Here is a 17,603-nt window from a genome sequence, read left to right on the forward strand (position 1 = left end):
CACCCATGTCAGGTCGACAGAATCGTCACGGCCGCGGTACCCGGGGCTCCGTACAGCTGGGCGTAAGCGACAGTCGCGCCGTCGACCTGCCGGTCCCCGCACCGTCCGCGCAGCTGGTTCGTGAGCTCCCAGATCTGGCGCAGACCCGAAGCCCCCACCGGTTCGCCGTTGGCGAGCAGGCCCCCGTCGGTGTTGATCGGCAGCGGACCGCCGATCTCGGTGGCGCCTTCCGCGATCAGCTTCTCCTGATCTCCGTCGACGCAGAAGCCGTTCTCCGCCATGTGAATGATCTCGGAAGCCGCATCGGTGTCCTGCAGCTGAATCACATCGACATCCCCCGGCTCTATCCCCGCTTGCTCGTAGGCGGCACGGGACGCGTACACCGTCGGAGAATCCTCGGATTCGAGCGGCAGCGATGGCATCAGCAGTTCGAACGCCCCGTCACGGCGCGAGAACAACGTGCTCGCACGCAAATACACCGGCGTATCGGTGTATTTGTGCGCATCCTCCGCGCGGCAGAGCACCGCTGCCGCCGCACCCTCGTCGGGCCCGCAGTACATGTATTGGCGCAGTGGATAGTTCAGTACCGGGCTGGCCAGTATTTCCTCGACGCCGAGCTTCTTGTTACGCCACGCGACCGGGTTGACCGAACCATTGGCGAACGCTTTCGCTGCCACCTTGGCCAGGGTTGTCTCCGAGATGTCGTGGTCGTGCATGTAGCGCGTGGCTTTCATACCGAAGAAGTGGGTGGTGAGGAACAGACCGAGTTCGCCGTACCATTCCGGAAGCCCGGATACCGAGGGGTGGTCGGAGAACGCGCCGCGCGGATGTTTGTCGAGCCCGACGGCCACAGCGAGGTTGGCATCGCCGAGACGGAGCGCATTCGCCGCCTGCGCGAGAGTGTTGCCGCCCGATGCACATCCGGTGAAGGTGGAACGTGCCGGTATTCCGGTCATTCCCAGCAGGCCGGTGATGGCCTCCGGGTTCTTGACCTCCATGCTCGATGCCCAGAGTACGTCGACGTCTTCCCATTTCGCACCCGCGTCGCCGAGCGCGTCGATGACGGCGTCCTCGCCCATCTCGAGTGCGGACTTCGACGGGTAACGGCCGAACGGATGGAGTCCGACGCCGATGATCGCGATATCTGATGGAGTGCTCATACGGAGGTTTCCTCACTTGTCACAGGGGCGAAGGCGTACATCATGGTCGGCGTGCCCTGGGCATTCCTGGCGAACGGGAGAATCACCAATTCCATCTCCTGCCCGATCATGAGTTTCTCCGGGTCCGGCTCGGTCAGCCGGGCTTGGACGCGCAGGGCGCCGGGCAGTTCGATGTAGCCAACGGTGAAGGGCTGGAAGGTCTTTGCGTCGTCATCGCCGGCGTACGGGGGTGAGGTGGGCCGGAATGCCTGAGTGGTGAACGTCCAGAGCGTTCCTCGACGCGGCAACTCCACACGCTCCTGCTCCTCGCGGACCCCGTTCACCAGTCGGTGACTCCGGTAGGGGAACGTCAGCTTTCCGTCCGATCCTTTCGCGGCGATGAGTGCGGGCCGCTCGGCCGGCCAGGTGAACAGATCGGGCGCCACCGGCACGGTCGCCTCGGCACTGGTCTGGGTCATCGGGGTCTCCTCTGGTCAAACGTGGAACAACAAGGGGGTCAGCATGGTTGGGTGGGTCTACGCACCTCGCTACGCGGACGGGAAACGAGCTCGACGACCGCGCCGTCGGGATCAGCCAGGAACAGCACGGTGAAGCCACCGGTCGGCGTATCGACCATCGGGATGAACACCGGTTCCGGGATGTCCGCGCCCAGATCCAGAAGGGCGTGGTGGGCCCGCACGACATCCTCGACCGCGAGCGCGATGCGATAGAGGCCGGCGGTGTTCGCATGCCAATCGGGCCTCACCGCGCCGGGATCATGACGGAATTCGATCGAGAATGTGGGATCCTCGGCCGCGACGAGACTCAGCGCCCCCGCCGGTGCATTCGGGACGGGTTCGAAACCGAGCTGCTGCCACCATGCGGCAGTGCGCTCGAGATCGCTGCTGACCAGCCGGACGTGAGAGAACTTGGCACCCTCGGGCTCATCGACGACCGCACTGGGATCGACCTGGATCAGCTCGACGGGGCCTCCGGCGGGATCCGACGCCATCCATGCGGTTACTCGTCGGCCCCGGACCACGACCTCGGTCATGTCGGTGACGCCCGGCGACAACGCTGCGGGCTGGGGCGTACGCAGACCGATGGCCTCGAACCCGAGTGTGTGGGACTTCGTTGCGACCTCCCGCGCGACCACGGGGGGCTCCCTCCAGCCGACGAGCTCGATTGCCGGCGCGGAGCGCGGCCCGCGACCGTCGTAGTGAAATGCGGTGGTGCTCGACGTGTGCTCGCCGAGTCCGAGGGGTCTGCCGTCCGTGTCGTCGGAGACCGACCGCATGCGCTCGACCAGGCCGAGGCGGGTCAGAAAGTCGGCGGATTCGGCCAGTACCGGAGTATTGACGTTGCAGTGCAGAACTGCATGCACACGTCGGTCGAGGGCAGTCGTCTCGAGTTCGTGGTCACTGACGGTCATCGCGGTCATCTCCTACTCGCGTCCAAACCTCGACGTCCTCGACGCCGCTGGTTCAGCAGCCTAGAATAACTTGACACTTGTGACAACTGTGTGCGACGCCATGCCGCTGCAGCGAGCCAGCCCCTTGACATAGCCCAGATTCGTCGAGAACGGTGCAGCACCCTCCCGGCGAAGCGGGTCGCTGATAGCTCCAATATGATGGCATTTGACACTTTAGTCAAGTACACTACAGCCAGGATTCGCCGCGCCCACGGAAGAGACTCATGCCCCTTGTACTCGTCGCCGACGACGGACCAGTCCGCACCATCACACTGAACGCACCCGAGCGACTCAACGCGCTCGACCTCGACGTCCTGGCCGAATTGCGAGAGGCGATCGACGACACGGCCAACACGTCGACGGTCGGCGCTGTCGTCGTGACCGGCGCCGGCCGCAGTTTCTGCTCCGGCGCAGACCTGACCGGCATGTTCGGTGATCTCACCCGGCCCACAGAGGAGATCCGCGACCACCTCAAAGGCGTCTACGCGTCCTTTCTCGGCCTCCGGGATCTGACCGTGCCCACGATGGCGGCAGTTCATGGGCCGGCGATCGGCGCAGGTCTGAACATCGCGCTCGCCTGCGACATCATCGTCGGCGGCCCGCGCGCTCGCTACGGACCCACCTTCGCCGAGATCGGCCTGCACCCCGGTGGAGGGTGCTCCTGGATGTTGGTCGAACGCATCGGCCGGTCCCGCGCGATGGCGGCCTTGCTCGAGGGAGCGATCATCGAGGCCGACCACGCGCACGAGATCGGACTGTCGGACCTCCGGGCCGACGACCCGCTCGCCGAAGCATTCCGGCTGGCCTCCCGATACGCGCGGCGCGCCGAACTCAGCAGTGTTATCAAGCGCTCGGTCGATACGGCAACCCACGCGGGATTCGCCGACTCCATCGACGTCGAGGCCTTGGCACAAGCCGAATCCACCACCAACGAGACCTTCCGCAACTTCCTCGTGGAGTTCGCCGCCCGAACCTGACCGCGCGCCGACCGTTCGGGGATCGCGCACCCATTGCTCTCACATCGCTACAACTGACCAACAGAAGAGGATCCGATCCGAATGCCCAGAGCGCTACTCATCGGTGCCACAGGAACTGTCGGGCGCGCCGTCGCTGAAGTCCTCTGTTCACGAAACTGGGACGTGATCCTCAGCGCCCGCACTGGGCAGCGTCTCGACGACTTGTCGGCCTCACTCCCGTCCGCGCAGGTCACCACGCAACCCTGCAGCGTTGAATCCATCACCGAGACAGACGCTCTCGCAGACCGGTGTAGTGCAGCGTCCCTGGACGCCGTGGTGGTGACCACCGCAGCCTCCTGGACGCCGCGACCAATCGCCGAGCTGGATTTCGACATCATCAGCGATGTCTTCGAACGTGACCTGCGACTGCATGTGAACGCGGCACGAACCTTCATCCCCCGACTCTCGCCCGGTGCCGTCTACCTCGCCACCGGCGGCGGCATGGCCGACTTCACGTTCCCCGGCATGGGGCCCATGTCGATGACGCAGGCGGCACAGCGAGCGTTGCTGCGGTCCTGGCACAAGGAGGGAAAGACGTCCGGTGTTCACATCCGCGAGTTGTTGATCGCCGCGATGGTGCGGGGACACGGCCCGGACGATGCACGCGAGGGCTCCCTGACCGCCACCGAGGTCGCCGAGCACCTCGCCCAGGTGGTCGAGAACCCGCTCGACACCCCCGGCGCGGTCGTCACCATCGACCCGTCGTCGCGCACCACCCACTCGTACACCGGAGGAATCTGATGGGACTACTCGACGACCGCGTGGCGATCGTGACCGGCGGCGGCCGCGGTCTGGGCCGCGCACATTCACTCGAGCTCGCCGCACAGGGAGCAACAGTCGTCATCGTCGACCCCGGTGTCGGACTCGATGGGGCACGAGACGCCGAGACACCCGCACACTCTGTTGTTCGTGAGATCGCCGAGATCGGCGGCAAGGCAGAGGTCGCCGAACTGTCGGTCACCGACTACGACGCCATCGGAGACCTCGTTCGAACGGTGGTCGCTGCCCACGGCGATGTGCACGCCGTGATCAACAACGCCGGCATCACCCGCGACAAGATGATCACCTCGATGGAAGAACGCGACTTCGACGATGTCATCGCCGTCCACCTGAAGGGCACCTTCAACCTCATGCGGCACGCCGCCGGTCACTGGCGCGAGCGTGCGAAAGCCGGCGACCGGGTCACCGGTCGAGTCATCAACACCACCAGCGGCTCGGGCATGCGCGGCAACATCGGGCAGCTTGCCTATGGCGCAGCCAAGTCCGCGATCGCCAGCGCCACCGTCGTCGCGGCCATGGAGCTGCAACGTTACGGCGTCTCGGTGAATGCAGTGTCGCCGGTGGCGCGCACAAGGATGACCGAAGCGGTCGGCGGGCTTCTCGCCGAGGTCGAGCCAGGGGCATTCGACACGTTCGCGCCCGAGAACTCCTCGCCGGTGGTCGCGTATCTGGCAAGTGAGCCGGCCGGCTGGATCACCGGCCAGATCATCCGCGTGGACGGCAACCGACTCCGCATCTACGAACGATGGAGCCTTGGTACACAAGCGTTCTCGCTGTCGGAGGAGCGCGCGCTGCGCACCGACGAGATGGATGTCGCGCTGCGGTCGCTGTATGGCGCGATCCCGCTCGGGCTCGGCGACCGACGCCTGCAGGACAACGAATAGGAGCACGCTGTGGCTACGCATTCTGCCGACCTGCTCACCGGCGTGCGCATCGTGGACTTGACGACCACGTTCATGGGCCCGTACTGCACCATGCAGCTCGCACGTCTGGGGGCCGATGTGGTCAAGGTGGAGGATCCCAAGGGGGATGTGGTTCGCGGCATCCTCGATCACGACGGGACGGGCCTCGGGCCGATCTTCCTGAGCGCCAACCATGGCAAACGCAGTCTTGCCGTGGATCTGAAGAACGAGCGCGGGTGTGACCTGTTGTTCGAACTCGTCGCGGCCGCCGACGTCTTCGTCTCCAACATGCGGCCCCGTGCGCTGGAACGCCTCGGGATCAGCACCGAGGCGATTCTCGACCGGAATCCGCGCTGTATCGTCGCCAATCTCGTCGGCTTCGGCGCGGGCGGGCGATATGACGGAACAGCCGCCTATGACGACGTCATCCAAGCGGTCAGCGGCATGGCCGCGGTGCAGGGCGGACCAGAGGGGCCGCCCACCTACGTGAAGTCGGCGATCGCCGACAAGACTGTCGGGTTGGTGGCGGCGAACTCGATTCTCGCCGCTCTGTTCAGTCGCGAACGCACGGGTCGCGGGTGTGCCATCACGGTACCGATGTTCGAGACGATGGCCGCGTTCAACCTTCTCGACCACCAGGGGGCCCGGACCTACGATCCACCCCGTGGCGACACGGGCTATCCGCGCCTCATGTCACCGTTCCGGCGCCCATACGCCACCAGCGACGGCTACCTCGGCGTGGTCGTCTACACCGACCGGATGTGGCTGTCCTTCTTCGATCTCATCGGCCGTCCAGAGCTCACCGACGACCCCCGCTACCGGACGATCACCGGCCGGACGCAGCACATCGACGAGCTCTACGCCCTCGTCGATCACGAACTGCGGAAACATCCATCGGCGTATTGGGAAAAGGCACTCGCCGGCGCCGACATCCCGGTCATCCCGGTCCGGTCCCTCGACGATCTGCTCGACGACCCGCACCTGACCGACGTCGACTTCTTCGAATCTGTCGACCATCCCGTGGCCGGGCCGCTGCGCCTCGCGCCGTACCCCGCCAACTTCTCAGCCGGCACCGGCGCCGGCGTGCGACCTGCGCCCACCCTCGGTCAGCACAGCCGCCAGGTGGCGGCCGAACTCTCCCTACCGCCCGAGACCATCCAATCGCTGATCGATGACGGCGTCCTGGTCGAGACGACGATCGGAGTCCACTCATGATCCCTTCACTCAACGGTTCGGCAGTCATCGTCGGCGCCTACGAGCATCCGGGTCGAAAGCTCCCCGACCACACCATCGCGCAGGTCCACCGCGAGGTGATCCTCGGTGCGCTCGCCGATGCGGGGCTGGCGCTCGCCGATGTCGATGGCTTCTTCTGCGATGCAACGACTCCCGGCCTGGGCCCGGTCGACATGATGGAGTACCTCGGCATCGAGTGTCGCGTGACCGCCTCCGGCGAACTCGGCGGCGCAACCTATGTCGCCTATATCGGACAGGCTGCCGCCGCCATCGCTGCCGGTCATTGCCGAGTCGCGGTGATCAGCCTGGCCGGACTGCCCAGCCAGGCGAGTACCAAGAGTGCAGCCCTGGCGTTGCCTCCGGGCCCCGTGGCGAGCTTCGAGAACAACGGATTTCGGGGCGGCTACGGTCCGGTCGCCGACTACGCACTGGTGGCGCGACGCCATATGCACGAGTTCGGCACCACGTCCGAACAACTCGCCTGGATCAAGGTGGCGGCGTCCGAGCACGCCAAACACAACCCGAATGCGAAACTCCAGGAGCCGGTCACCGTCGAGCAGGTGCTGGCCTCCCCCCTCGTGGCCGATCCACTGCACGTCATGGACTGCTGCGTGATGACTGACGGCGGTGGTGCGCTGGTCGTGGTCCACCCTGACATCGCACGGGACCTCGGAAGGCGCGGAGCCATCCTGCGGGGCTACGGTGAGGCGCACAAGGATTCGATGCTCGGGCAGATCGACCTGACCTACTCGGCCAACCGGCGCGCCGGGGAGCAGGCCTACGCGGAGTCCGGGCTCGGGCCACAAGACATCGGCTACCTGTCCCTGTACGACTCGTTCACCATCACCGTGCTGCTCGCGCTCGAAGATCTCGGCTTCGCCGAACGGGGCCGGGGCGGGCGATATGTCGAGAACCTCGGTCTCACCGCGGCGGGCGGGCGAGTGCCCGTGAACACCGACGGTGGCGGGTTGATGAACAACCACCCGGGAAATCGCGGCGGAATGACCAAGACGATCGAAGCGGTCCGGCAACTCCGCGGCGAGGCCACCCCTGCCGTACAGGTCCCCGACCTCGAGTTCGCACTCGTGGCGGGAACCGGATTCCGACTCTCTCAACGGCATTACAGTGCCGCAGCCGTATTGGAGCAATACCCATGACCACCTACTTCGAGCCCGGACTGCCCACCGATCAACCGGCCTTCGACCCCGAGACCGCACCGTATTGGGATGCCGCACGGGTGGGACACCTCGTGCTGCCGTTCTGCGAGGCCTGTCAGCAGTTCTTCTGGTACCCACGAGGATTCTGCCCCCGCTGCGCCGGCGATTCGCTTGCGTGGCCTGAGGCGACCGGCCGCGGCGAGGTGTACAGCTATTCGGTCGTCAGACGCGCCTTCGGAGAGTGGGCGGAGTACACGCCGTTCGTGATCGCCTGGGTTACCCTCGATGAGGGGGTCACGTTGCTGACCAACATCATTGGCTGCTCCGAAGACCAACTCGCCGTTGGCATGCCCGTCGAGGCAGTGTTCGAGTCGGGCTCTGACGCTGATCTACCGGCACTGCGCTTCACTCCTGCCTGAAGGGACCTGTCCGATGTCGCAACACACCGGTTCCGCGGTCGACGCGGCCACCGAGACTCCGATCGTCGACACCGGGCGGGTGCTTCCGCAACCGACCCTGACAAGTGCGGAGTTCTGGGCCTCCGGCGCCGACGGCATCCTCCGGATCGCCCAATGCAGCTCCTGCGGCCGGCGCACACATCCGAAGCCGCCCGTCTGCCGCCACTGCGGGCACGAAGATGTGCCGATGACTGGTACCAGCGGCCTCGCGACGGTTGTCGGATTCACTGTCAACACCCAGCAGTGGCTGCCACGGTTCCCTCCTCCGTATGTGGTCGCCATCGTTGCGCTGCAGGACGACCCGGATGTCCGCCTGACCACCAATATCGTCCACTGCGCGCCGGAGACGCTCCGCATCGGCATGCCGGTGCGGGTCACGTTCGAGCACGCCGCCGACGACATCTGGCTCCCGCTGTTCGAGCCCGACCCGGACCGCGACGACGCCGTCCTCGATGTCCCCGACCCCTCATCGACACACACCAACCTACGGCCGAGGGCATCCACGACGAAGTTCGAGGACAAGGTCGCAATCACCGGAGTGGGCCAGTCGCAGATCGGACGACGACTGATGGTTGACCCGCTCTCCCTGACCATCACCGCCTGCCGGCAGGCGGTACAGGACGCGGGACTGCGCTTCGCCGACATCGACGGTCTCTCCACGTACCCGGGCGCAGCACCGGCCGGCATGTCGGAGGGAGGCATCATGGCCCTGGAAGACGCCCTGGGCATCCATCCCACGTGGGTCAACGGTGGTGGAGAACTTCCCGGCCAGAACGGGTCCATCGTCGCAGCCATGCTCGCGGTCGCATCGGGATTGTGCCGGCATGTGCTGTGCTTCCGGACAGTCTGGGAGTCAACATATTCAGAGCTGTCACGAACCGGGCAATGGCACATCCCCGAGCAGCGCGCAACCGGAATGCTCGAAGAACGCGCACCCTACGGGGCGATGTCGCCGGCGAATTGGATCGCCTGCCATGCTTCGCAGTATCTGCATCGCTACCACGTCGACCGTGAGGTCCTCGGCTGGATCGCGGTCAATGGGCGAAACAACGCATCCGCGAACCCTGAAGCCGTCTATCGCGAGCCGATGACAATCGACGACTATCTCGGTGCCCGAATGGTGTCGTCACCATTCGGCCTGTACGACTGCGATGTTCCCTGTGATGGAGCGGTCGCGGTAGTCGTGTCCGCGATCGAGACCACCAAAGACCTCCCCGGCACTGCGGTCCGCGTCGAGGCGGTGGGCACCCAGATCACCGAGCGAATCTCCTGGGATCAAGGCACGCTCACGCACCTGCCCCAATCGCTGGGCCCGGCCGCCCACCTGTGGACTCGAACCGACCTCACCACCGACGACGTCGACATCGCGATGCTCTATGACGGATTCACCTTCAACGCCCTGTCCTGGCTCGAAGGACTCGGCTTCTGTGAGTTCGGGGGCGCCGAGGATTTCATCGATCGCGGACGAGGTATCGCCATCGACGGACCGCTACCGGTGAATCCGCATGGCGGGCAACTCTCCGCGGGACGTACGCATGGTTACGGGCACTTCAGGGAGGCGGTGCTGCAATTGCGAGGGCAGGCACCCGGCCGGCAGGTCGATGACGCACGCGTCGCGGTCGTCACCGCGGGTGGCGGAGTGCCATCCGGAGCCATCCTGCTCCGCGCCGAGTGACAAACCACTGTTGTGGAAACCGCGAACGTTCCGTACCAGACCGACAATCGTCGCGAATCGCTCTCGACGACGTGAGTCGATACAGTGAACCCGTGAATGACGAGTTCAGCCTGTTGCGCGAAACCGCTGACGAACTCGGTCTGGAAATCCCGGTTCCGACCGTCCGACGCATCGACACCACCGTTGAGGGCCATCAGGTCAGCGCTTTGGCATGGGGTGCATCGAGTCCGCGGGCGGTGTTTCTTCACGTGGGTGGGCAGAACGCACACACGTGGGACAGCGTCCTACTGACCCTGGGAATACCGGCGCTGGCGATCGACCTCCCCGGACACGGCCACTCGTCCTGGCGCGCCGACAGCGACTACTCGCCGGCACCCAATGCACAAGCCATCACCCCGGTGGTCGAGGAGCTGGCTCCCCAAGTCGAGCTGGTGGTGGGCATGTCACTCGGCGGACTCACCGCCATCCGCCTCGCGGCGACTGTTCCGAACCTCGTGCCGCGCGCCGTCATCGTCGACGTCACACCGGAATCACCCAACCGCGCAGCCGAACTGGAACGGCAGGCCCGTGGGACTGTCGCATTGATCGAGGGACCCCACGACTTCGCCGACCTCGCCGACCTCGCCGAGATCATCGACCTCACCCACGCTGCGGCACCACACCGATCGTTGACATCGATCCGCCGCGGCGTCATCCACAACACCCGCCGTCGCGCAGACGGCCGCTGGGAGTGGCGCTACGATAGGCTCCGCGAAGCGCCCCGGGCGCAACCGCTCTGGGACGATCTGCGAGCAGCCACGGCCCCGATGACCCTCGTCCGCGGTGGTCGATCCGCCTTCACTTCCGACGAGGACGTCGTGCGATTCCGCGACCGCGGGGCACACACCGACGTGTTGACGATCGACGGCGCCGGCCATTCGGTGCAGAGCGATGCCCCGCGCGAGCTCGCGTCGCTGATCGCGCATGTGCTGGGACAGAGCTGAATTCACATGACCAGCCCTGCAGCCTGAGGATGGGAGCTGCCTCCGAGTCCGAGATGGTCGGCGGTGGAACATCCAGCTCGGCTGGCATGATGATTCTGGTCGCGACAACTACCCGGCCACCGTATGTACGCCCTCGCGAGTATCCGCCACCCGGAAAGCCGACAGCCACCACGGGCCAATCGCCAAGAACCTCCGGCGCGATCGACGAGATGGCCATCTCGACGTCGGGTATGCCGACCGCTTCCGAGACATCAAAACATAGATCGCGCCTCTTCCATTCGCCCGACACAACCAGCTGCACTTGTTCATCCATGGACCTAGGCTTCGTCCGTCACCGACTCATCGGATTGACGAAATAGTTCAATGCGTCGAACAGCGCCGCTGTCGGCAGTTCGACGAACCATGAACTCTCGAAGCTGATCGCCGGCAACATGTATGACCCGACCGCTGAGATCACCTGCCGACGGACAGATGAGATACTCAACGACCTGAGCGACATGGTCCGGCGCAAGATCTGTTCGGGATGGATCCAGATAAGTGGCGTTCATCCGGGTCGCAGCGCCCGGCGATATGGCGTTGACGGTGATCCCCTCATCAACGAAATCGGACGACATCGACAGAGTCAGCGACCACAGCGCAGCTTTGGCCGCAGCGTAGGCGTAGGTGCCACCCCCGTACCTGGAATCTAGTGCAACCTCCGAGACCGTATTGATGATCCGACCAAACCTCTGGTTCTTCATCCAGGGGATCGCCGCACTTATCGTTCCCAGCGCAGCCTTGAAATGAATATCGAGTTGAGCGTCAACATCCGTCTCGATCGGTCTCTCAACATCTCCCGGTGCCGGCACAAAGCCGGCGTTGTTAATCAGGATATCGATACGCCCGAGCTCACTCACGGTCTTGCGCACAACTTCTTCGCCACCGGCCAACGATCCGACGTCGGTGTGATCGACGATCGCCCGCCCACCTTCTGCCTCAATCTGAGAAACTACACTCTGGGCCGGAGATGTATCCGTGCCGGTGCCGTCGACTGCAACACCCAGATCGTTCACGACAACGATTATTCCTCTGCGCGACAACCGTATTGCTTCGGCGCGTCCAATGCCGCGTCCAGCTCCGGTAATCAGAGCAACCTTACCGACCAATGAATCATTGTCTACGTTCGAATCACCAGAACCCATCACGATGCGATCGTACCGTCCCCCGGCTTTACGTGTACATGCCGCTTTGGCGAAGGTGCATGCGACTGGGAATCCCCGGATGTCTTTCCCGCCTAGGTTGTCGGTGCATCCGCAACGGATAACGAAAGCGCGCGCGGCGTCGAGTCCTCTCGCCGCCGCGCGCGCATCCATCCCCTTTTGTGAGTCCAGATCCGAGTCGGACCCGCGCATGGGGGTGCGCCTGGTGCCGGCCTCCGCGGGTGCTACCCCTGGGATTTCGAGAGCAATTCCAGACCGTTGTACAAGGTGTCCGACGCCGGCACGAGTTGCTTCGACGCAGCATCCCACTTGTTTGCGCGCACAGTTGTGTTGAACAGTCGATCCAGTCCGGGGATCGGTGTCTGTTGGGTGAAGTTCAGGGGAGGGACCACACCTAGATCGAGGTCGGTCGTCTTGTTCAGTTGGTCCAAAAGCGACGCACTGGTGACGTCACCGGAGATCTGCTCGGCCACCTTGTCCACAGCCTGTACTGCCAACCACGCGTTAAGGGATGTGGCCTTGCGTAATTCAGGTGCGGCAGCCTTGTCACCGGAAGCGAAGGCTGCATCCATCTCGGTAGTGAACTGCTGCAACTCCGGATACTCACTTGCCGCAGAGAAGGGCGGGAACGGGCCACTTTCGTAGAAGCCTGCCGCTGAGGGACCTGCGCTGGCAAGACTTGGTTCGGACAGAGCGCCTTGTGCATTGCAATATTTCAGCTTGTTCCCACCTGCTCGCATGAGTGCAACGCTGCCCTGCTCGGTCGAGACCATGGTCACGCCGTCCGCGCCGCCGTCGACGAGCTGAGCTGCCGCAGGAGCGTAGTCACTGGTGTTCAGCGGCAGCTTGATATTTGGATCGATCGGTTTACCTGCGGCCACACCGCCCGCCTGGACCAGAGCCGCAGTCCGTTGGGACGCGGCTACATCCGAACTGATTCCACCTATTTGCTTGACCCCGTCAGCTGCCAAAACAGAAGGACAAGCTACGAAGCCAAAGACAGGGTTGTAGTAGACAAAGCTCATCTTGCTGGTCAGCTCAGAACCATCGCCCGCAATCCCGACGCTACCGACCGCGGGAATCGAGGCCGATTCGAGAGGCGCCATCTCACCACCGGTCTGAGAGTACATCCCGACGACCGCGACCACCTTCTCGTCCACCGCTTGCTGTCCACACGCGGCAGCAGCGGTCGCGTCATTCTTGTTGTTGCACACAGTCAGCTCAACTTGCTGACCTTTGATACCGCCCCTGTCGTTGAGGGCGGTGACCGCAGCTTGCACCGCCGCGATCGACTCGGGCAGGTTCGCACCGCCGGTCGAGGTCTCGGTCGGTGCAACCGTCATCAGCTTGATCGTGCCACCTGACGATGACTCCGATGACCCACCGGAAGAGCCGTCACCGTCCGAGCACGCACCCATCGCAAGGACGAGTGCAGCCGCCGTCGAGCACACTCCAATTATCTTCTTATTGAACATTTTTGCCTCTCATTGGTTACGAATGGTCCGAACTCTTCCGGACTACGGGGTCGTGGCCGTGGATGTGTTGCCGCCAAGGTACGAAGATTCGATACGAGATTGATTTGCCAAGGCCTGGGCAGCTGTTCCAGACCAGTCGATGCGTCCCTGGCGTAATACGTAAACGCGGTCGGCAACCTGGAGCGCCTTCCTCACATGCTGTTCGACCAGCAGCACAGCCATACCGCTGTCGGCGGCCGATCTCACCGCGGTCAACAGTCGTGAGGTGATCTGAGGCGCAAGGCCGAGGGACAGTTCGTCAGCGAGCAGGGCGTCCGGTCGTCGGGCGAGTGCGCGAGCGAGGGTGAGAATCTGCTGCTGCCCACCCGAAAGTAGACCAGCCTTCCGATCGAGATGGTCAGCGAGCTCGGGATAGTCTACGACAACCGCTTCGGGATCTACTCTCGCCAGACGCAGATTCTGTCTCGCCGTCAGCGACATGACAACCGAACGTTCCTCGGTCACGATCGACAGGCCATGGCGAGTGCGTTGATACAGGGGAAGATGAGCTACCTCCCCCTTCCACCGTACCTCCCCGCGACTCGGGGACAGAGCACCTGCGAGGGCCATCAAGGTCGTGGTCTTCCCACTTCCATTCGGGCCGAGCAACGCCACGACTTCGCCCGCATTCACTTCAAGTTCGAGGCCGTGTAGCACCGGGATCGGCCCGTATCCAACCTCGAGATCGCAGGCGGCGATGATGCTGGTCATCAGTGACTCCCTACTGGTTCGGTGGTCGTGGCACCGAAGTACGCAACACGAACGCTGTCGTCTGCCTGGACCTCGTGCGGAGTGCCCTCGGCGATCTTTCGTCCGAAGTCCAAGACGATGACGTGGTCACTGATCTCCATCACAAAGTTCATGTCGTGTTCGATGAGCAGAACGCCCAGGTTCCACTCGTCGGCGAGCTTCCTTGTGAGAACCGCCAATTCAGCGCTCTCTTGCTCGTCGAGGCCGGCCGCCGGTTCGTCGAGGAGGAGAATCGACGGACGGGTAGCCACCGCACGCGCAATCGCGACGAGGCGTCGCCTACCGTACGGGAGGTCACGGACCGGACGATGTAGATCATCCAGCAGATCGAACTCTTTGATTGCCGCTATTGCGGTCGAACTGAGCGGTCGGTTTCCAGGGTGGACGAGATCAGTCGCATAGGCGGCCAGCCTCCGATCATCGCTCGCTGCCCTGATGTTCTCGAGCACGCTCAGGTCTTCGAATAGTTCGAGGTTCTGGAAGGAACGGCTGACACCCGCACGAGCACGTTTGTGGGCGGGAAGGTCGTGCAATGCTTGGTCGCCGAGCGTGACCTGCCCTGTAGCAGTGGGGCTGTACCCCGTGATGGCGTCTACAACTGACGTCTTGCCCGCACCGTTGGGTCCGATCAGCCCTACAACCTTGCCGGCCTCGACGGTGAACGAGACATCATCAACGGCCCGAACCGAACCAAACCGAACACCGAGGCCGGCGACCGTCAACGTGACTGAATCAGCGCGGATATGCGTGGACTGTGCAAGCTGGCCCACCATCTCGGCCCGGCCGACGTCGCGCCGCCGGAAACGCTTCGGCACCTTGGAAGACACCCACGAGATCTGATCCACTGTTGTCCCCGCGATCCCTCGACCACCCGGCTGCATCAGTACCAGGATCAGCACGATCCCGCCCACGAGTGGCAGGTACCTCTCGAGGTCACCCAGCCAGCCCTGGATGCGATCAGAGAAGACAACCCCCAGAACTGCGAACGTGCCAAGACCGACAACCGGCGCATATCGTGCCCATCTGCGGAATCTGACATTGTTCACAATTCTCTCTTGAACACTTTGTCCAACAACAAATCCCAACACCGCGGCAAGGACTGCACCGGCAACCCGCGCCAACGTGGCAGAACGGCTGAACAGGCCACTGAGGCCGTCAGAGATCCGTGACGCCAGCGCACCCGCAACCAGAGTCGCACCAGCGAAGGCACCAGTGATGTAGCCGACACCACCGGCGACAGCGAAGGCGATGATCAGGATGCCCTGGAATGGATCGAACATCCCACCGCCGTAGGTGATGTTTCTCTGCTGAAACGCCAACAGCACACCGCCCGCGCCTGCAATCGCAGCGGACAACGCGAACGCGTACATCTTGGCCCCGAAAATGCTGATGCCCAAAGATGCAGCCGCACGCTCATTGGTCCTGACCGCAATCAATCTGCGCCCAACCCGGCCACGGCGAATGTTGGCCACGAGCAAACCGATCACCACCGCGGCGACCAGAACGAGAGTGGCATATCGCTCGGGATGAAGAGTGTTGTCGATGTCGATACCGAATAGTGTCGGCTCACCCACCAGCGTTCCCTCAGGCCTACTGAGTGCTTCTCCAAAGACCGAGCGGCCCGTGCCGGCGGGAGCCGGAGAGAAGTATTGCCGCTGAAAAAAGAAGGCGTCCACGGCAACTGACATTCCCAAAGTCACAACTGCGAGTTGAATTCCACGCGTTCGAAGCGCTGGAATCGCGAACAACAAGCCGACGGGGACGACAACAACGATCCCAGCGACAAATGCCAGTTCGAGCGGCCAGCCGTACACGGCGACAAGGCGTCCTGCGACAAGAGCAGAGATGCCGGCGAATGTGACCTGCGCGAGTGACAGCTGTCCGGTGTAACCGACCAGGACCACTACCGAGAGGAGCAGTATCGCCCAAATGGAGTTGATTGTGAGCGCGTTGAGCCAGGTCGTCGGAAGGACCAACCAGATCATCGCCAACACAAGAAGACTGGCGATCAGCAGGGCGGGGACATTGATTCGTCCACTCCCAAGTCTGGGTAGCTTTTCGCTCAGGTGCCCTCGCTCAGGAATGCTTCGGCCACGAATCATCAGGAATACCGCGATCAGCAACACCGGCACAGCCTTATCCAGCCCCTTCAACGAGGAACCGTCGCCGCTGTGGACCTGGATCTGCAGCTCCAGGATCGAGATCGCCAGTCCCGCAAAGAAGGCGATGGGGAAGGAAGTAAATCCCGCGACCAGCGCAACGGCTAGTGTCGGAACGATCAGGAGCAGTAGGTTTCCCGAACTCAGCGGGTTCTGGAGAGGGGCCAACAGCACTCCCCCGAGACCCGCCAGTGCAGCCCCGGCGAACCACGACATCCCGGCAATAGCGTCCGGTGACCAGCCCAGCGAGGCGGCCGACTGCTCGTTCTCCGCGACCGCAGTAGCCGCGTGACCATATGTCGTATAGCGATAGAACAGCCAGAGGCAGAGCGTTATCGCGGCAATGACGCCCAGTCGGACCAGGATATCCCAGCCGATCAATTGACCGGCCAGTTCAATCTCGGCACGGGGGAGCACCGAGGGGGCCAACCGTGTCGCACTACCGAAGAGAAGCCCAACCGCTGCTTGGAGAATGATCAACAAGCCGAGTGTTGCGATGACCTTGTTCAGCTGACTGGTCTCGCGCAATGCACGCATCACCACCACGTGAAACGCAAGCCCGATGACGCCGGTGACGAACACTGTGATGATCCCAGCGAGCGCCCGTGGGATGTCCCAGGCTGTAGCGAGCTGGTCGAAGAAGTATGCAGCGAATAGCAAGAATCCGCTTTGGGCGAAGTTCAGGACACCTGTGCCGCGCCGAATGATGAGCACCCCACATGCGAGGAGCGCATAGAGAGCGCCCGTACCGAGGCTCAACAGCGTGTAGCCGAGGAAGCTTGTCATATTTCTCTCTATGTGGATGGACACAGAAGGCCGCAGATATCGTGAAATAGGCTGGCTGTCTGCGGATTCCGGCGCCGAACTGATCACCTGGAGATAGGTCCTTCGGCCCCAGTGAACCTGTTCACTGGGGCATCTTCACGTGATACGACTCACTATACATGTATAGCAACCCTTGGTCTACTGCCAGGGTCGCCGGCCGGTTCGCCCTTGTTGGTCGTGAAATTGCTCTGCAGATGGCTTGACGCCGAGAGGTCGATGGGGAGGAGTCTCTCGGCTGAAACGCAGCATGTGGCGCCGTCGTGCCTCTGATTCAAAAGGATTGTCCGCAGAATGGGCAGACTCGGATTCATGCCCTGGAAGGCTCCGGTCAGCGGCCGGGAG

At 63.5% G+C, this 17,603-nt stretch carries 15 protein-coding genes; 8 read left to right on the plus strand and 7 right to left on the minus strand.

Translation table 11 applies throughout. From position 1 onward, the window contains the following. Positions 1–8: 8 nt before the first annotated feature. The 3 genes from D7316_RS10050 to D7316_RS10060 are packed head-to-tail and all read right to left on the minus strand — an operon-like array spanning position 9 to position 2,571. A complete protein-coding gene (locus tag D7316_RS10050) occupies positions 9–1,160 on the minus strand; it encodes a thiolase family protein (RefSeq protein ID WP_124708151.1) in 1,152 nt (383 codons plus the stop codon). Beyond that, positions 1,157–1,618, minus strand: coding sequence for a Zn-ribbon domain-containing OB-fold protein (locus tag D7316_RS10055; RefSeq protein ID WP_005199479.1), 462 nt, complete (start codon positions 1,616–1,618; stop codon positions 1,157–1,159). The genes D7316_RS10050 and D7316_RS10055 overlap by 4 nt, the downstream gene beginning before the upstream one ends. Positions 1,619–1,656: 38 nt before the next feature. Then, positions 1,657–2,571, minus strand: a complete 915-nt coding sequence (locus D7316_RS10060; protein ID WP_124708152.1) for a VOC family protein — start codon at positions 2,569–2,571, stop codon at positions 1,657–1,659. 263 nt (positions 2,572–2,834) lie between these two features. Here D7316_RS10060 and D7316_RS10065 point away from each other — a divergent pair, with 263 nt between their 5' ends. From D7316_RS10065 to D7316_RS10100, 8 genes are all read left to right on the plus strand, one after another. Then, positions 2,835–3,587, plus strand: coding sequence for an enoyl-CoA hydratase-related protein (locus tag D7316_RS10065; protein ID WP_124708153.1), 753 nt, complete (start codon positions 2,835–2,837; stop codon positions 3,585–3,587). 81 nt (positions 3,588–3,668) lie between these two features. Next, positions 3,669–4,367, plus strand: coding sequence for an SDR family NAD(P)-dependent oxidoreductase (locus D7316_RS10070; protein ID WP_124708154.1), 699 nt, complete (start codon positions 3,669–3,671; stop codon positions 4,365–4,367). Next, complete coding sequence (locus D7316_RS10075) at positions 4,367–5,290, plus strand: SDR family NAD(P)-dependent oxidoreductase (protein WP_124708155.1); 924 nt, start codon at positions 4,367–4,369, stop codon at positions 5,288–5,290. Before D7316_RS10070 ends, D7316_RS10075 begins: the two co-directional genes overlap by 1 nt. A gap of 9 nt (positions 5,291–5,299) precedes the next feature. Next, positions 5,300–6,523, plus strand: coding sequence for a CaiB/BaiF CoA transferase family protein (locus D7316_RS10080; RefSeq protein WP_124708156.1), 1,224 nt, complete (start codon positions 5,300–5,302; stop codon positions 6,521–6,523). Beyond that, the gene (locus D7316_RS10085) at positions 6,520–7,698 is read left to right on the plus strand and encodes a thiolase domain-containing protein (protein ID WP_124708157.1); all 1,179 of its coding nucleotides are present in this window, start codon (positions 6,520–6,522) and stop codon (positions 7,696–7,698) included. The genes D7316_RS10080 and D7316_RS10085 overlap by 4 nt, the downstream gene beginning before the upstream one ends. Continuing rightward, positions 7,695–8,117, plus strand: coding sequence for a Zn-ribbon domain-containing OB-fold protein (locus tag D7316_RS10090; protein WP_124708158.1), 423 nt, complete (start codon positions 7,695–7,697; stop codon positions 8,115–8,117). Before D7316_RS10085 ends, D7316_RS10090 begins: the two co-directional genes overlap by 4 nt. Before the next feature lie 13 nt (positions 8,118–8,130). Continuing rightward, positions 8,131–9,831 carry a thiolase C-terminal domain-containing protein gene (locus D7316_RS10095; protein WP_124708159.1) on the plus strand — a complete coding sequence of 567 codons (1,701 nt, stop codon included), beginning with the start codon at positions 8,131–8,133 and terminating at the stop codon, positions 9,829–9,831. A 92-nt stretch (positions 9,832–9,923) separates the two neighbouring features. After that, the gene (locus tag D7316_RS10100) at positions 9,924–10,814 is read left to right on the plus strand and encodes an alpha/beta fold hydrolase (protein WP_124708160.1); all 891 of its coding nucleotides are present in this window, start codon (positions 9,924–9,926) and stop codon (positions 10,812–10,814) included. 317 nt (positions 10,815–11,131) lie between these two features. Here the strand turns inward: D7316_RS10100 and D7316_RS10105 are convergent, their stop codons facing one another. The 4 genes from D7316_RS10105 to D7316_RS10120 all read right to left on the minus strand — a co-directional run bounded on the left by D7316_RS10105 (position 11,132) and on the right by D7316_RS10120 (position 17,222). Further along, a complete protein-coding gene (locus D7316_RS10105; RefSeq protein WP_232017165.1) occupies positions 11,132–11,995 on the minus strand; it encodes an SDR family NAD(P)-dependent oxidoreductase in 864 nt (287 codons plus the stop codon). Between the two features lie 242 nt (positions 11,996–12,237). Next, positions 12,238–13,356 carry an ABC transporter substrate-binding protein gene (locus D7316_RS10110; protein WP_164473762.1) on the minus strand — a complete coding sequence of 373 codons (1,119 nt, stop codon included), beginning with the start codon at positions 13,354–13,356 and terminating at the stop codon, positions 12,238–12,240. A 174-nt stretch (positions 13,357–13,530) separates the two neighbouring features. Continuing rightward, positions 13,531–14,238 carry an ABC transporter ATP-binding protein gene (locus D7316_RS10115; RefSeq protein WP_124708163.1) on the minus strand — a complete coding sequence of 236 codons (708 nt, stop codon included), beginning with the start codon at positions 14,236–14,238 and terminating at the stop codon, positions 13,531–13,533. Next, a complete protein-coding gene (locus tag D7316_RS10120; RefSeq protein ID WP_124708164.1) occupies positions 14,238–17,222 on the minus strand; it encodes a branched-chain amino acid ABC transporter permease/ATP-binding protein in 2,985 nt (994 codons plus the stop codon). Before D7316_RS10120 ends, D7316_RS10115 begins: the two co-directional genes overlap by 1 nt. Positions 17,223–17,603 lie beyond the last annotated feature (381 nt).

Source organism: Gordonia insulae (assembly GCF_003855095.1).
Taxonomy (GTDB): domain Bacteria; phylum Actinomycetota; class Actinomycetes; order Mycobacteriales; family Mycobacteriaceae; genus Gordonia; species Gordonia insulae.

What these genes read in the sequence shown, in the direction of transcription:
- D7316_RS10050 (WP_124708151.1), bottom strand. Translation starts at nt 1,160, where the DNA reads ATGAGCACTCCATCAGATATCGCGATCATCGGCGTCGGACTCCATCCG.
- D7316_RS10055 (WP_005199479.1), bottom strand. Translation starts at nt 1,618, where the DNA reads ATGACCCAGACCAGTGCCGAGGCGACCGTGCCGGTGGCGCCCGATCTG.
- D7316_RS10060 (WP_124708152.1), bottom strand. Translation starts at nt 2,571, where the DNA reads ATGACCGTCAGTGACCACGAACTCGAGACGACTGCCCTCGACCGACGT.
- D7316_RS10065 (WP_124708153.1), top strand. Translation starts at nt 2,835, where the DNA reads ATGCCCCTTGTACTCGTCGCCGACGACGGACCAGTCCGCACCATCACA.
- D7316_RS10070 (WP_124708154.1), top strand. Translation starts at nt 3,669, where the DNA reads ATGCCCAGAGCGCTACTCATCGGTGCCACAGGAACTGTCGGGCGCGCC.
- D7316_RS10075 (WP_124708155.1), top strand. Translation starts at nt 4,367, where the DNA reads ATGGGACTACTCGACGACCGCGTGGCGATCGTGACCGGCGGCGGCCGC.
- D7316_RS10085 (WP_124708157.1), top strand. Translation starts at nt 6,520, where the DNA reads ATGATCCCTTCACTCAACGGTTCGGCAGTCATCGTCGGCGCCTACGAG.
- D7316_RS10090 (WP_124708158.1), top strand. Translation starts at nt 7,695, where the DNA reads ATGACCACCTACTTCGAGCCCGGACTGCCCACCGATCAACCGGCCTTC.
- D7316_RS10095 (WP_124708159.1), top strand. Translation starts at nt 8,131, where the DNA reads ATGTCGCAACACACCGGTTCCGCGGTCGACGCGGCCACCGAGACTCCG.
- D7316_RS10105 (WP_232017165.1), bottom strand. Translation starts at nt 11,995, where the DNA reads ATGGGTTCTGGTGATTCGAACGTAGACAATGATTCATTGGTCGGTAAG.
- D7316_RS10110 (WP_164473762.1), bottom strand. Translation starts at nt 13,356, where the DNA reads ATGACGGTTGCACCGACCGAGACCTCGACCGGCGGTGCGAACCTGCCC.
- D7316_RS10115 (WP_124708163.1), bottom strand. Translation starts at nt 14,238, where the DNA reads ATGACCAGCATCATCGCCGCCTGCGATCTCGAGGTTGGATACGGGCCG.
- D7316_RS10120 (WP_124708164.1), bottom strand. Translation starts at nt 17,222, where the DNA reads ATGACAAGCTTCCTCGGCTACACGCTGTTGAGCCTCGGTACGGGCGCT.